General features: G+C 53.8%; 16 protein-coding genes. 9 read left to right on the forward strand and 7 right to left on the reverse strand.

The features are described from left to right. Positions 1–2 precede the first annotated feature (2 nt). The 3 genes from B5F17_RS02640 to B5F17_RS02650 are packed head-to-tail and all read left to right on the forward strand — an operon-like array spanning position 3 to position 2,236. Positions 3–986, forward strand: a complete 984-nt coding sequence (locus B5F17_RS02640) for an aldo/keto reductase (RefSeq protein WP_087370487.1) — start codon at positions 3–5, stop codon at positions 984–986. A gap of 19 nt (positions 987–1,005) precedes the next feature. Continuing rightward, the gene (locus tag B5F17_RS02645) at positions 1,006–1,386 is read left to right on the forward strand and encodes a VOC family protein (protein WP_087370490.1); all 381 of its coding nucleotides are present in this window, start codon (positions 1,006–1,008) and stop codon (positions 1,384–1,386) included. Positions 1,387–1,399: 13 nt separating this feature from the next. After that, positions 1,400–2,236, forward strand: a complete 837-nt coding sequence (locus B5F17_RS02650) for an aldo/keto reductase (RefSeq protein WP_087370494.1) — start codon at positions 1,400–1,402, stop codon at positions 2,234–2,236. A gap of 48 nt (positions 2,237–2,284) precedes the next feature. On the opposite strand, the gene B5F17_RS02655 is transcribed toward B5F17_RS02650, so the two are convergent. The 7 genes from B5F17_RS02655 to B5F17_RS14585 all read right to left on the reverse strand — a co-directional run bounded on the left by B5F17_RS02655 (position 2,285) and on the right by B5F17_RS14585 (position 9,636). Continuing rightward, on the reverse strand, positions 2,285–3,052 hold the full coding sequence (locus tag B5F17_RS02655) for a MurR/RpiR family transcriptional regulator (RefSeq protein WP_087370497.1): 768 nt from the start codon (positions 3,050–3,052) through the stop codon (positions 2,285–2,287). Next, the gene (locus tag B5F17_RS02660) at positions 3,003–3,812 is read right to left on the reverse strand and encodes a MurR/RpiR family transcriptional regulator (RefSeq protein ID WP_087370500.1); all 810 of its coding nucleotides are present in this window, start codon (positions 3,810–3,812) and stop codon (positions 3,003–3,005) included. Before B5F17_RS02660 ends, B5F17_RS02655 begins: the two co-directional genes overlap by 50 nt. A gap of 192 nt (positions 3,813–4,004) precedes the next feature. Next, entirely contained in the window at positions 4,005–5,339 is a 1,335-nt protein-coding gene (locus B5F17_RS02665; RefSeq protein WP_087370503.1) for a 6-phospho-alpha-glucosidase, read from the reverse strand. Positions 5,340–5,393: 54 nt separating this feature from the next. Next, on the reverse strand, positions 5,394–5,900 hold the full coding sequence (locus B5F17_RS02670) for a hypothetical protein (protein WP_087370506.1): 507 nt from the start codon (positions 5,898–5,900) through the stop codon (positions 5,394–5,396). A gap of 23 nt (positions 5,901–5,923) precedes the next feature. After that, positions 5,924–7,495 carry an alpha-glucoside-specific PTS transporter subunit IIBC gene (locus B5F17_RS02675; RefSeq protein ID WP_087370510.1) on the reverse strand — a complete coding sequence of 524 codons (1,572 nt, stop codon included), beginning with the start codon at positions 7,493–7,495 and terminating at the stop codon, positions 5,924–5,926. Positions 7,496–8,042: 547 nt separating this feature from the next. Beyond that, positions 8,043–9,284 carry a GNAT family N-acetyltransferase gene (locus B5F17_RS02680; RefSeq protein ID WP_087370512.1) on the reverse strand — a complete coding sequence of 414 codons (1,242 nt, stop codon included), beginning with the start codon at positions 9,282–9,284 and terminating at the stop codon, positions 8,043–8,045. A 4-nt stretch (positions 9,285–9,288) separates the two neighbouring features. Further along, positions 9,289–9,636, reverse strand: coding sequence for a hypothetical protein (locus tag B5F17_RS14585; RefSeq protein WP_143287658.1), 348 nt, complete (start codon positions 9,634–9,636; stop codon positions 9,289–9,291). On the opposite strand from B5F17_RS14585, the gene B5F17_RS02685 reads away from it, so the two are divergent. From B5F17_RS02685 to eutA, 6 genes are all read left to right on the forward strand, one after another. Further along, positions 9,613–10,764: a 1-propanol dehydrogenase PduQ gene (locus tag B5F17_RS02685; protein WP_087370515.1), complete on the forward strand. Its 1,152-nt coding sequence runs from the start codon at positions 9,613–9,615 to the stop codon at positions 10,762–10,764. The two genes, B5F17_RS14585 and B5F17_RS02685, sit on opposite strands and share 24 nt — an antisense overlap. Before the next feature lie 28 nt (positions 10,765–10,792). Then, on the forward strand, positions 10,793–11,143 hold the full coding sequence (gene eutS, locus B5F17_RS02690) for an ethanolamine utilization microcompartment protein EutS (RefSeq protein WP_016147393.1): 351 nt from the start codon (positions 10,793–10,795) through the stop codon (positions 11,141–11,143). A gap of 7 nt (positions 11,144–11,150) precedes the next feature. Further along, entirely contained in the window at positions 11,151–11,621 is a 471-nt protein-coding gene (locus tag B5F17_RS02695) for a EutP/PduV family microcompartment system protein (protein WP_087370518.1), read from the forward strand. 10 nt (positions 11,622–11,631) lie between these two features. Further along, positions 11,632–12,213: an ANTAR domain-containing response regulator gene (locus B5F17_RS02700; RefSeq protein ID WP_016147391.1), complete on the forward strand. Its 582-nt coding sequence runs from the start codon at positions 11,632–11,634 to the stop codon at positions 12,211–12,213. Between the two features lie 2 nt (positions 12,214–12,215). Continuing rightward, positions 12,216–13,637, forward strand: a complete 1,422-nt coding sequence (locus tag B5F17_RS02705) for a sensor histidine kinase (protein ID WP_087370521.1) — start codon at positions 12,216–12,218, stop codon at positions 13,635–13,637. 97 nt (positions 13,638–13,734) lie between these two features. Next, the gene (gene eutA, locus B5F17_RS02710; RefSeq protein WP_087370524.1) at positions 13,735–15,165 is read left to right on the forward strand and encodes an ethanolamine ammonia-lyase reactivating factor EutA; all 1,431 of its coding nucleotides are present in this window, start codon (positions 13,735–13,737) and stop codon (positions 15,163–15,165) included. Positions 15,166–15,170 lie beyond the last annotated feature (5 nt).

Genomic DNA, 15,170 nt, shown 5'->3' on the forward strand with positions numbered 1-15,170 from the left:
ACATGATTTACAAGTCGGTCGAAAAAATTCAGGAGAAGATTTCGTGCATTGGTATTGGCTGCTGGAACTTTGGCGGAGACTGGGACAGCAGCGCGGAAGAAAATTCGATTGCGATTGTTCACGCGGCCATGGATTTCGGCATCAACTTCTTTGATGTGGCACCAGTATACGGCTGGGGTGTGTCCGAGCAGATTCTGGGCAAGGCCCTCAAGCAGGACGGCAGACGTGAGAAGGTACTGATTGCGTCCAAGGGCGGCCTGCTGTGGAATGAAGCGCATCAGACCACCAATAACCTGTCGCGTGACAGCCTGATTCGTGAGTGCGAAGACAGCTTACGCCGGTTGCAGACCGACTATATCGATATCTACCAGATGCACTGGCCCGATCCGAACGTACCGCTTGAAGAGACCGCTGAGGCACTCATCCGATTAAAGGAGCAGGGCAAGATTCGATATGTGGGACTGAGCAACTTTGCACAGGAAGACGTTGACAAGATGATGACCATGGTGTCGGTCGACTGCCAGCAGAGTCTGTACAACATGCTCGAGCGCAACACGACATCCTATCACGGCATTCCGTTGCCTTATCGCACCGAGGACGAGGTGCTGCCCAATGTCAAAAAGAACGGTCAGGCATTTTTGCCGTACAGTCCGTTGTTCCAGGGACTGCTTGCCGGTCGTTTTCTGGATGGACAGAAATTCTCGGCGCGTGATATTCGCAATGAAAATCCGAAGCTGTCGGGCGAACAGTTTGAGGCGTATGCCGTATGCGCACGGCAGCTGCGGACGCTGGCCGAAGAGATGGGCAGACCGCTCAATGAGCTGGCGCTCAACTGGCTGCGCCAGAAACCCGAAGTGACTTCGATCATCGGCGGCGCTTCCAGCTATGCACAGCTCGAAAAGAATGTACACTGCACGACCTGGGAGATCACAGACGAGCAGATGCAGCGCATTGAAGAGATCATTCATCCGTTTGCACATCGATAAGCAGGATAGGAGGAAGAACATGATTGCGAAGTATTGCACGGGCTTGCAGCACATTGGCATTCCGACCGATGACCCGGCAGGCACAGAGGCGTTTTACGAGAAGTTGGGATTTGTAACGGTATACCGCACATCGACCGCCAGCGGCCCGGTGATTTTCACCGAGCTGGGCAATTTGCAGCTGGAAATCTACCAGCAGCAGCCGGCACGGACGGCGGGCGCAATCGATCACATTGCGATTGACGTGACCGATATTGAGGCGTGCTATACCTGGGCACAGGAAAACGGGATGGACATCATCTCGAACGGGATTGAGTCCCATGCGTTCTGGGACAATGGCATTCGCTACTTCATCATTGCAGGCCCGAATGCCGAGAAAATTGAATTTTGTCAGATTTTGTGAGTAGGAGAACGATATGGAACAGATCAAGCTGAATAACGGTGTAATGATGCCGAGTGTTGGCTACGGCACTTGGAAGGCACCGACGAGTGAGATTACGATTGCAGCCGTCCGCGATGCCATCGAGAGTGGTTATCGTCTGATTGACTGCGCAGCGGTTTACGGTAATGAAAAAGAGGTCGGACAGGGTATTCACGCGGCAGGCGCTGCGCGTGAAGAACTGTTTATTGTAGGTAAGCTGTGGAACGACGTGCGCGGTTACGACGAGACCATGGAAGCGTTTGCGCAGACTTGTGCCGACTTGCAGGTGGACTACCTGGATATGTATATGCTGCACTGGCCGCGTCCGCACAAGTACCATGACAACTACATCGAGATGAATGCAGCGTCGTGGAAGGCGATGGAGGACTTATTCAAAGCCGGTAAGGTGCGCAGTTTGGCGGTCAGCAACTTTAAAGTGCATCATCTGGAAGAGTTGATGGAACGGGCAGAGATCATACCGGTGGTCAATCAGGTGGAATTCCACCCGAGCTGTTTGCAAACCGAGATTCGTACCTTCTGCGCACAGCATGACATTGCCGTACAGGGCTACAGCACGTTGGCCAACGGCAAGGTGTTCCAGTGCCCGGAGATCGAGCAGATCAGCCGGGAACTCGGCGTGAGCGTTGCCCAGCTGTGCACGCGGTATGCGATGCAGCACGGTGTCACACCGCTGGTTAAGAGCGTCAATGCCGAGCGCATTCGGGATAATCTGAAACTGGATTTCACGCTGGATGCGCAGATGATGCAGCGTATGGATGCGATCACGACCTGCGGCGGTTCGTACAAGGACAGCGACGAGATTACATTCTAAAACAGAAGCATGAAAAAAGACCGATTCTCTGAATCGGTCTTTTTATGTTTACAGATGCCGTCCCTGCTCGTTGAGGTATTGCAGATAGCGCAGCAGGAGAAATTCGTTGATGAGGAAGATCTGACGCATCGACCAATAGGCCGATTTCAGACCGGTATTGACCTGATGAGTAAAGAAGGGGATGTTGAAGTCACTGAAATAGATCAAGCGGTTACTCTGGATGCGGCAGATCGAAATGACCGTGCGCCCCATGCGCTTGAGTTGCTCGGCAACCTGATTGATGAATTCGTTATTACCCGATAGGGAGATAAAGATGATGACGTCGCCTTCCTCGATACGCGGAAGCACTTGCAGCATTTCGTCCGAGCCGTCGATGGTGCGCATGAGCCATTTGGTGATAAAGAATACACGGCGCAGATCGTAGGCTGCGAGCTGCTGGATACTGCCCGAACCAAAGACGTAGATCGTGCGCGCATGCTCAAGCACGTGAAACAGGTCGTTTAGGTCGACCGTGCGGATGTACTCGAGCGTCTGTTGATAGTCCTGCGCGACCTGCTCAATCTCGGCAGGCTGGAAGCCGGCGGGTGCCTGCTGGTTTTGCCAGCGCAGAATAAATTTGAGCTCGCCAAAGCCTTTCAGACCGAGCTTGCGCGCAAAGCGGATGATGGTCGTGTGCGAGATATGGCAGGCTTCGGCCAGATCGTCGATACTCATATCCTGACATGCGGCCTCGTTTGCGCTGATGTACTGCCAGATATGTAAGTCGTTATCGCTCAGCTTGTGGTAATTCTGTTCGATCAGCTCGTGCAGGGTCATGCTCTTTCTCCTTTTTCCTCAGATACTCCAGATATTTCAGATACAGCAGCTCGATCAGGATAAAGAAGGAGGTCGTCGGTAGGTAGGGACGCTGCAGCTTCTGCTGTTGGATGGATATAGTCGTGATGTAGAGCTGGATATCGGAAATCTGGGCAAGGGTGTTGTCGCGCAGCTGGGTGATGGATACGAGCGGGACGTTGCGTACCTTGACCGCGTGTGCCAGTTCTACGATGGTGCGGGACTCGCCGGACAGTGACAGCATGACGACCAGATCTCGGCGGGTCAGGTTTTCCAGCATGACCGAGCCCTCACTCGGGCCGTTGATGGGATAGAACCACTTGTCGGCCGACAGGAACATGCGGCGCATTTCGTTTGCGACGGCATCCTGCACCATGCCCGAGCTGCAAATATAGAGGTTTTCCGATTCGTCGATCAGTCGAAGCAGCTGGGTGTAGTCGGCGGTGCTGATTTCATCAATCGCCTGCTTGTAGATGGTGCAGGTCTGTGAAATTGGGTCGGGAGGCAGCTGTTCCTGACCGCTTTCCATTTCCAGACAGACGCGCAGGTCACGATAGCCGTGATAGCCCAGTTTTTTGGCAAAACGCAGGATGGTTGTGCGTGAGACGTTGCACTTTGCGCCCAGCTGTTCGATGGACAGGCTGGAGCAGGTCGCGCGGTGCTTCTGGATGTAGTTCCAGATGAGCATATCGGTTTCACCCAGTTGATGACGATAGGTGTTGAATCGTTCATCCAGTTTCATACGCGGAAAAATCTCCTTTGTGGGATGGATACCGTGCGGATTACGGCAGCTTACGTGAGATTTGGATACTTTCAGTATAAAGGATTTTGCGGGAGCTGTCCATAGCGTGCATGCGGTAAAAAAAGATGCACCATAAAGCCAGCTTTACGGTGCATCGAACAATTCAGGCTAAGCCTGCATTGGAGGGGACTTTTACTTCAGTTCGGGCCAGTAACCCTTGTTTGCCTCGATCAGATCGTCCAGGATGAGCTTTGCAATGCGTGCGCTCGGAACGGTCTTGGACAGGGTCAGTGCCTGCCACAGCTTCTGGTAGCTGCCTTCAATCCAAGCTTCAACTGCCAGCTTCTCAACGCTGACCTGCTGCTCCATCAGACCCTTCTGGAACTGCGGGATAGCACCCTGGCAGATGCGCTCGTAGCCGTTCGAGCCAACGATGCAGGGAATCTCAACCATTGCGGTGCGGTCAAAGTTCTCAACTGCGCCCTCGTTGGGAACGATCAGCAGGAAGCGCTCGCCGGTGTTCTCAGCGATTGCACATGCCAGGTCAACGATGTAGGTTGCGTGTGCGTCAGCTTCGAAGCCGCAGCCCTTTGCAGTGCCCTTTGCGATGATATCGCGGCACATGCCGAAGACATGCTTTTCACGGCCGTCCATAACCTCGTTTGCACGGGTGTACTCCGGGTTGGAGTGCTCAACAACGTAGTCAGGGAACAGGTAGTACTTCAGGTAGGTGTTCGGGATGGTGGACGGATCGACTGCATATACGTCGCGTGCCTTCTGGAAGGTCTCGATCCAGCTCTGGTCAACGTGCTGGTTGGTGTTGCTCAGTGCGTCAGCAAAACCGTTTGCAGCCATGTGCTCCTTGATGGCGGGCATCAGATCGTTGCCGTCCTTGTCGTAGATCTTGTGCCACCAGCCGAAGTGGTTGAGGCCGTAGTAGCCGACCTTCATCTCCTTGCGGCTCTTCAGACCGACCATGTTTGCCATCTTCTCTTCCAGATCGATGGGCATGTCGCAGATGTTCAGAATCTTGGAGTTCGGACGCAGGCGGCGGGTTGCCTCAGCAACGATGGCTGCCGGGTTGGAGTAGTTGAGCATCCATGCGTTGGGGCTGTACTTCTCCATGTAGTCCAGAATTTCCAGAACGCCGCCGATGGAGCGCATACCGTAAGCGATACCGCCGGGGCCGCAGGTCTCCTGACCAACAACGCCGTACTTGAGCGGAATCTTCTCGTCCTTCTCACGCATTGCGTACTTACCAACGCGGATGTGAGCCAGAACGAAGTCGATATCGGTGAAAGCGGTCTCGGGATCGGTGGTGTAGCCGAACTCGATGTCGGGAGCATTTTCCTTGAGGTAAATCTCGCAAGCCTTTGCAACGGTCTCCTGACGCTCTGCATCGTTATCGTAGAACATGATCTTGCGGATCGGGAAGCGGTCGCGCTCCTCGAGCAGCATCAGAGCGATGCCAGGGGTAAAGGTGGAGCCGCCGCCAGCGACTGTTACTGCATACTTCTTGTTAGACATAAGTCGTTCCTCCTGTACTATGTACATTAGTAAAATATGGGTTGATTTGTTAGCTTAAATTACGCCGACCTGCATCGAAGCGAAGAAGCAGATGCCTGCGAGAAGCAGGACGACGACACTGCCGCCGACCTCGGCGAACAGGCGTCTGGTCTGGATCTTTCGGAACGCGGCCATGGGGCCGAAACCGGTGTGCTTTTTGCAGCGCCACAGGATGAGGGCGAAGCCGATCACGCCGACCGTGCTCATCATCAGCAGTTCCGCAAGGAACAGGAATGCGAGGTTGACCATCGCGTAGGGAGCGCGGCCATCACCCAGACGGCGCTGGCTGAGAATCAGAATCCAACCGGCATAGGGCTGGATCATCGCCGAGAGGAAGGAGATCGCCATGGTCGGATTGCCGGCCAAAATGCCCTGCGAATCCAGGCTTGCACCGCCCGTACCGATTCCGACATAGCCGAGATACAGGAACGGCATGCAGAACAAGACTATTTTCAAGATCGTAAACCAGCGATTGAGTTTATCGTCCTGCACTGCGGACGGTACACGCAGTAAATTCTCCATTTTGATCTCCTTTTCTCAGATTGTTACAGCAATTCTTCTACCTGAGCGCGGACCTTGGGAACCGACAGGCCGACGATGACCTGGACCGATTTGCCCTTGACCATTGCACCGTGTGCGCCGATGGACTTGAAATATGTATCGGGCTGTACGATGCTGATGTCCTTGACATTGACACGCAGACGGGTCGCGCAGTTGGTCACGTCTACGATGTTATCCTTGCCGCCCAGACCTTCGAGGATCTTAGCAGCCAGTTCCTGCTTGCTGTTAGCAGCGGCGCCGCCCTTGTCAGCAGCTTGCTTGTCGCGGTACTCCTGCTTGGAGTAGAACTTAACGCCCTCGTCATCTTCACGACCTGGAGTCTTGAAGTTGAACTTGACGATGAGGAAGCGGAATACCAGGAACCATACCAGCGTGCCGCACAGGCCGATGACCAGCATCAGCAGGTACTGCTTCCAGTGGTTTGCCATCAGAGGAATCCAGTTGAGGGACGCCATTTCGATTGCGCCGCCCGAGTGGATACCGACGATGCCTGCGAGGTACATAACAGTGGACAGGGTTGCTGCCAGCAGTGCGTGTACAACGAAGAGCGGAGGTGCGATAAACAGGAAGGTAAATTCGATCGGCTCGGTGACGCCGCACAGGATTGCGGTCAGCGTCATGGGAAGCAGCAGAGCCAGAACCTGCTTTTTCTTCTCCGGACGTGCGGTCTTATAGAAGGCCAGCGCGATACCGGGGCAGCCGAATACCTTGGAGAAGCCGGTTGCAGTAAAGCCTGCCTGCGGAACCAGCGAGCGCAGCGACTCGGTGGAAGCTGCGATTTCGGGCAGCTTGTTTGCCCAGTAAGAGTACAGACCGCCCGGGACAACTGCGTTGTCGTAGTAGAACGGAGAGTACAGAATGTGGTGCAGACCGAAGGGAATGAGTGCACGCTCGAGGAATACGAAGACCCAGATGCCCAGTGCACCGGTCGACTTGACGAAGCCCTGGAAAGCGAACATGCCAAGCTGAATCTTGGGCCAGATGAATGCTGCGAGCAGTGCGACCGGAATCATAACGAAGAAACCGATCATAAATACGAAGGTGGAACCGTTGAACGAACCCAGCCAGTCAGGCAGCTCGGTATCGAAGAAACGGTTGTGCAGGTAAATGACGATGCCCGAGATCGCAAGTGCACCCAACATGCCCATGTCTAGGGTCTTGATGTTTGCGATCATCGCCAAACCGCTCGTGCCGCCAACCTCGGCACTGAAGTCAACACCGAATACCGATCCCCACTGGGAAAGCATGGTGCTGAGGAAGTAATGGAAGGTCAGGTACAAAACCAGCGCTTCCATGCAGCAGCGTGCATTCTGTTTCTTTGCCATACCAATCGGTAGCGCAACAGCGAACAGCAGCGGCAGCTGATTGAACACAGTCCAACCACCCTGAAGGACTACGTTCCAGCACTGATAGAACAGGCTGTCCGGGGAAGCAAGGTCACCCATGATTGCTTCGGTTGTGAATAAGGTACCCACACCGATTACAATACCCGCGAATGCAAACAGCAATACAGGAGTAAACATTGCACCGCCAAACTTTTGAATTTTTTGCATCATACCAGGAGTTCACGCCCTTTCTCTTATCCAATCCAGGTGGCCACCTGAGCTGTTGAACATAGAATATCAGCTTTCTTCTGCCTTTGCAATGCATTTGGAAGAGGATGGGAGAGCGTCGCCTAATTGATATATTTTCACATTTTGTGTGAATTTTCACGAGTCGAATTGTGCCGCAAAAGAGATTCCGCAGAGCCTGTAAAAGCGGGAGATTCAGAAGTATTTTGCGGAAAATGGTTTTGATTGTGCGGTAAAAGCTCGGTGAGAAGAAAAATGAGAGCAAAGCACGGCAATATGAAACAAAAAAAGAGATCACCTGACTGTAAAAACAGGGTAATCTCACGAAAGAACGGAAAATGTTAAAGAAATAACGGGTTTTCGGCGGGAATTAAATCAAATTTGCGGCCAAATAAGCGCTGTGTGTGCGCGGTCACGCCTTAGTGAATTTGTAAAAATTCACACATTCACAAGTGCGGTGACAACAAAAAAGGTAACGTCAAATGAACTGACGTTACCTTGTAATGCGTTTTACCAATATGAGATTATGCGATTAAAAATAGGTGTAGTTGCACGGCTTTTCATCCCATCCAATCGCGTTCTGCACATCCCGTGCAAAGCTTGGGTCACTGAGCTGCACCCGTCCCAGACGCAGGAGCTCGGGCAGCGAGACCGCGCCGATGACGAACGACGAGAAGTCCGAAATGTCGGCGATCAGCAGGGTATCCGGCTGAACGTCGGACGATTCGGGGAGCAGGGTGACCGTTTGATCCTGGATGTGCAGCAGGTAGGTGCGTGCGTTGTGCGGGAGAAAACTGTCGCTGATCGAGACACCCAGCACGAAAGGTCGGGAGACCGGCGCACAGGTGTGGGTCTGAACGGCGAAATACTGTGCAACATCGAACAGACGAATCATGTTGCCCATGGTTCGCCGGCCGATTTCGTGGATGCAGCCGTCATGCGCCCGGTTCTCGCCGCTGTCCGGATTGGTAAACATCAGGTGCAGCGCGGGGTCGGGCGAGTAGATGCGCACCCGTTCGATCTGATCGACCTGACTTGCCAGGAAGGTCATGAACTGTTCGAGCGTGTCCAGATCATCATAGATCATTTCGCGCACGCACAGGTCGTGATACATGTCGGTGTAGTGGTCGACCGGGACGAATTCAAAGGTCAGATAGCCGGTAATGCGTCCCTCCTTACGGCACAGGACAACATAGGGCATATCAAAAATACGGTGCGGGTCCATGAAGTCATGGACGGTCGCGCCGTTGGTACGAGCCGCGTACGCGCGGTAGTAGTCGAGCACAGCCTGTTTGTCGGCGGGTTCTGCATAGCACAGATCCTGTTTGTGCCCGAATGAGCGGATGGCTGAGACACGGGGAGAATAAAAATACGCCTCCATACAGTGTCCGTAGCCCATTTTTCGATAAAAGGCGGGGTTGAACGGGTGAAGACAGCCGACTGCTGTGCCCAGCTTGCAATAATAGTGCATGAGGACACAGAGCAGGTCGCGGGCGATATGTTCCTTCTTGTGCAGAAAATTGGTGGAGACATAGGCCGCCGCACCCATGGGCATCATCACGCCTCTGACGTTGAGGGTGAAATCCATCATCAGAATGGAGCCAATAAGTGTTCCGTTGTCGTCGAAACAGCCGAGGTAGCGTCCCTCGTTTGGATGATACAGCTCGAGTTCCATCGCTTCCAGAAGAGCGGGCGGCGTTTTGGACGGAAATGCGGTCAAAACATTCCGTTTCAGCTGCTCGACTTCCTGCGGAAGTACGAATCTGATATCCATTTTTTCACTCCTTTGCTGAGTATATCAGCCGGCTGGAACGGCTGATACGCGCACCAGCTGCTTTTATTATGGATGTTTCGCATAAAAAGTCAAGTAGCATTTTGGTGTTAACTGTCAAAATGCTGAAAAAGATTTGTTTTTGCCATTGACGGCGGCGAATAAAAAGGGTATGATATAGGCAAATGGTGGAGCCACGGCGAGGCAGCATGCGGCATTCCAACATCAGAATAGGTGCGATGTAGCGTCTTGACTTCTGGAAAAATTTTAGGGGTTCAAGGCGCCTTTTTGCGCTTTTGAACCAAAGCCCGCATTTTGTAGGAGGCGGTGTGTGTTGGATAAATTCGATTTGCATACCAAAATCTTCATCGGAAGCGCATCTTTCGATAAAATGTTAGAGCAGAGGCGGCGCGTGTTCATTGTCACGGACAAGTTCATGCACGAAAGCGGTCGCGTCAGTTATCTGACCGACAAGATCAAAGCCGAGGGCGCCAAGTGGGAGATCTTCTCCGACGTCACTCCCGATCCGGACATCGAAACGGTCACGGCGGGTGTCGCCAAAATCTTGGACTTTCAGCCCGATACCGTCATCGCACTGGGCGGCGGATCGCCCATCGATGCGGCCAAGGCCATCGTCTATTTTGCGGCCAAGCAGATCGATCTGCGTGACTGTCCCTTTGTCGCCGTGCCGACCACGAGTGGAACGGGCAGCGAGGTCAGTAAATTTGCGGTCATCACCGACCGTGCCCGCGGCATCAAATATCCACTGATTGACGATACGTTATTACCCGACTATGCGGTACTCGACGCCGAGCTGACGTGCAGCGTACCGCCCAAGGTCACAGCCGATACCGGTCTGGACGTGCTGACCCATGCGATTGAAGCATTTGTCTGCACCGAAGCCAACGCATTCACCGATGCACTGGCCGAAAAGTCGGTCAAGCTGGTTGACCATTATCTGTTGCTCGCTTACAAGGAACCCGAAAACCGGGAGGCAAGACAGGGCATGCACAACGCATCCTGCCTTGCAGGTGCAGCCTTTTCCAATGCCGGACTTGGCCTGTGCCACAGTATGGCGCACGCGATGGGTGCACAGTTCCATATTCCGCACGGACGCGCAAACGCCATCCTGCTGCCCGTCGTTATGAGCTTTAACGCAGGCTGTGAGACCACGCTGACCCCGGTTGCAACGCGCTACGCTGAGCTTGCATCGCTCATCGGCATGGGCGCGACCAGCATGCGTCAGAGTGCACTCAACCTCATCCACATGGTACGCCGCTTGCAGCAGCGCATGGGTGTTCCGCAGTGCATCAAGGATGCCGGTGTCTCGGCAGAGGACTTTGAGGCGGCTCTGGATGCAATGGCAGACGCAGCGCTCGCTGATCGCTGCACCGCGACCAATCCCAAGCCGTGCACCAAGGAAGATATCATAGAACTGTACCGTCAGGCATATTCCAAGAGCAATCGGAAGGGCCTGTCATAACAATTGATGCGGTGAGAGAGGAATCAAAATGGTAGAGTTAGACGAAAAAACCCGCATCATACAGGAATTTGTGCCCGGTAAACAGGTCACCCTGGCGCATGTGATCGCAAGCCCGGTCACACAGCTGTATGAAAAGCTGGGACTGATCGACGGCGAGGGCGCGATTGGTATTTTTACCATCACCCCGAGTGAGGCTGCCATGATCGCAGCCGACGTTGCAAGCAAGGCGGCCGACGTTTCCATCGGCTTTGTCGATCGCTTTAACGGCTCGCTGGTCATTACCGGCGATGTCGCAGCGGTCGAGGCATCGCTGCACGACGTTATGTCCGTCCTGTGCGATAAGATGGGCTTTGCTTCGGCACCGATTACCAAGACCTGAGGCAATTATGGAAGAAAAAAGAATCATTCTGATCGGCCGTTCGGCAGCAGGAAAAACCACCTTGTGCCAGTATTTGAGCCATCAGGACTTACATTATCACAAAACGCAGACCGTGCAGATTGTTAATCAGTGTATGATCGACACACCGGGCGAGTACCTCGAACGGCGCTCTATGCGCGGCGCACTGATGGTGACTTCGGTCGATGCCGAACTCATCGTGCTGGTGCAGGACGCAACCGAAAACGGTACGATGTTCCCGCCGGCGTACAACAGCATGTTTGCAAAGCCCACGGTCGGAATCGTGACCAAGAGCGATATTGCAACACCAGAGCAGATTGAAAAAGCAAAAAAATATCTGAAAATGGCAGGTGCCAGAAAGGTTTTTGTGACAAGCAGCGTGACCGGGGAAGGATTTGACGAACTGGTCGAACTGCTGGGCTATCCTGAGCGTCCCAGAGACCAAACACAGCAACCCTAGGGAGGAAGACATGGCAAACCCCGCGCTCCGGATTGTGATTGCCGATGACGAGCCAATCACACGGATGGATTTGAAAGAATTTTTGGAAGAAAGAGGATACAGCGTACTCGGAGAGGCGACCGACGGCTTTGATGCCATCGAGATGTGCAAGAAGATCAAGCCCGATCTGGTGCTGATGGACATCAAGATGCCATTGCTCGACGGCCTTTCCGCCGCTCGTATTTTGCAGCAGGAGCAGATCGGCGCGACCATCGTGCTTCTGACCGCGTACAGTGAACGGGAATTTATCGACAGTGCAAAAGAGATCGGCGTGAGCGGATATCTGGTCAAGCCCATTGATGAAAAGTCGATCATTCCGTGCATTGAACTGGCGGTTGCACGCAGTCGCGAGATGCAGAAACTGCAAAAGGACATTGCAAAAGTAGAAGAACGTCTGGAAAGCCGCAGCATCATTGAGAAAGCCAAGGGCAAGATCATGGAGCGCAACGGCTTGTGCGAGCAGGAAGCTTACGATTTCATCCGAAAACTCAGCTTAACCAAAAACCTGTCCATGCGCCGGGTTGCCGAGATCATTTTGCAGGCCGGAGGATAAGCATGGATCAGATTACTTCGCTGTGTAAGCAATATACCGATTTGACCGATCAGGAAATCGCCATGATCGCGGGCATGTCGGGTATGCTCCAGCCGTTGGCCAATCTGGAGGATGCGGATATTTTCATTGACTGTCCGACACGGGACGGTGACGCGATCGTGGTGGCCGAGGCCAAACCCGAGGACGCACCGTCTTCGTACAAACTCACGGTCGTCGGTCTGCTGGCCAAACCGGAGAACGAACCGGCTGTCGCCCGGACGTTTATGCTGGGTGTGGCGACCAAGCAGGTCAAGGCGATCACCCAGGAGCGCACACGGGTTATTCAGTCGGTCGAGCCGATTAAAAACGGTGACCGCGTGATCGGTGTGCTGATTCAGGAAAAACGAGATGAGACCGGCGCGGTGCGTGACCGTCTGCATCTGTCCGAACAGAGCTTTCAGCGCATGGCCGACATGCTGCTGCACGTCTCGGGTGAGAACAGTTGGCTGCCGGAGTGCATTGACGAGGCGCTTTTGATCGTGGATAAGGAAGGAATGGTCACATTCCGCAACTCACTGGCTCGCGAGCTGTATGAACGGCTGGGCTATGTGGGCGATATCCTCGGACAGCGCTACGAGAATGTACGACTCATCGACGACCCGGCTGAGGGTGAGGACTCGGACGGTTATACTTCGGTAGAAACCCTGGTCGGTTCGCACGCTCTGTCCATCAAACGCATTCAAATCTGCTCGGAAGAGGTCGATTTCGGTATTATTATCCGGGATATCACTTCCCAGCGTGAGCAGGAAAAGCAGCTGATTTTAAAATCGGTTGCCATTAAGGAAATCCATCATCGAGTTAAAAATAACTTACAGACCATCGCCAGTTTGCTCCGCTTACAGACGCGCCGGACGGAAAATGAGTCTACGCGCGAGGTGCTCAGCGAGAGCATGAACCGCATTTTGTCCATCGCCGCCACCCATGAGCTGCTTGCACGCAGCGGCGTCGATCAGGTCATGCTGGGCGAGGTGCTGGTCAATATTAAAAATAACGCGGTACGCTATTTTGCACCGCAATATCTCAAGCTGCATATTGCAGTCGAGGGAGACGACTTTTTGGTCGACTCCGAAGTTGCAACATCGGTTGCCCTGATTACCAATGAATTGCTTCAGAATTCTCTGAAGTACGCGTTTTTGAACCGGGAAAACGGCTCGATCCGCATTCAGGTAACGCATGGTGACCTGTATTCCACTATCACCGTCGTAGACGACGGATGTGGATTTGATGTAGGCGCTGCACGCAATGACCGTCTGGGTCTGAGCATTGTGCAGACCTTGGTCAAAGATAAACTACATGGCCGCCTGTCCATCCAGTCGGATGAGAGCGGTACGACCGTGACCTTTGACTTCCAAACACAACTGATCGACCTGACCGGTGTGACGTAATACCGGCCGGAAACAGAACCGAACGACGCAGTCCGGATGCCGCAGGATTTTCCTGCGCTTCGGACTGTTTTTATTTTTCCAAAAGGCAGGTGACGTCATGCAGGAGATTGTTAAGAGCGTGGGCATCGATATCGGCACATCCACGACGCAGCTGGTGTTCAGCCGGCTGGTGGTCGAGAATCTGGCCGGAAGCTATGCGGTGCCGCGCGTCTCGATTGTGCAGAAAGAGGTCGTCTATCGAAGCAATATCTACTTTACTCCGCTGTTGTCCGCGACCGAGATTGACGCGGAAGCGGTCAAAAAGATTGTCTGGGAAGAGTACAAGGCGGCGGGCATGACACCGCATGATCTCAAGACCGGCGCGGTCATCATCACCGGTGAGACCGCCCGCAAGCAGAACGCCAATCAGGTGCTCGAAGCGCTGTCCGACTTGGCAGGTGACTTCGTCGTTGCCACCGCAGGTCCCGATCTTGAGAGTGTGCTGTCGGCACGCGGCGCGGGCGCCGATCGGATTTCCGAAGAAGAGCGCAAGACGGTCGCCAATATCGACGTTGGCGGCGGTACTTCCAATATCGCCCTCTATCAAAAGGGTATTTTGAAAGGCGTAAGCTGCCTGGATATCGGCGGACGACTGATTCAAGTTAAAAACGGTAAGATTTCGTATATTTTCTCAAAAACACAGGCGCTGGCCAAAAACCATGGCATCGACATTCAGGTAGGACAGCAGGCGGACATCCCGGCACTGACCCGCTTGTGCGAGATCATGGCCGATCAGCTGGCACAGGCGCTGTTCCTCAAACCGCAGGACGCGGAACATCGCGGACTGTATACCAATGATGGCACGTCCATCCCTTCGGAGCCGCCTGTGCAGGGCGTGACCTTCTCCGGAGGCGTGGCTGATTATATTTACAATCCCACAACGGAGGATGTATTCCGTTATGGGGACATCGGCGTATTGCTTGGACGAGCCATACGCAGCCACCCGGCGTTTGGGCAGATTGAGCTGTATCAGGCTGCCGAAACCATCCGTGCGACGGTCGTAGGTGCGGGCACGCATACGACCGAGGTGAGCGGCAGTACAATCACCTACGCAGCCGACCGGCTGCCAATCAAGAATGTGCCCATTTTGAAAGTATCGGAGGAAGACGAAGCGGTGCTGGAAACGCTGTCGGCTTCCATCATCAATCAGATGCCGCTCTACCGGCCCGAGGGCAGGACCGAGCAGATCGCCATTGCATTCACAGGACGCGGGCGCACCAGCTTTGCGGACATTCAGATGCTGGCGGAAGCGGTAATCAAAGGCGCGAAGGAGGCGATCGAATCCCCATTTCCCTTAGTCCTGGTGATCGAAAATGATATCGGTAAAGTGCTGGGCAACGCGATTCGGGTCAAACTCGAACACAAAAAGGATGTCATCTGTATCGACGGCATCCGCACGCTGAGCGGCGACTATATCGATATCGGAGAACCACTTGCGAACGGGCACGTGGTGCCTGTTGTAATCAAGACATTGATCTTCAATTCTTGAAAAAC

This window comes from Butyricicoccus pullicaecorum, from assembly GCF_002160355.1.
GTDB lineage: Bacteria > Bacillota > Clostridia > Oscillospirales > Butyricicoccaceae > Butyricicoccus > Butyricicoccus pullicaecorum.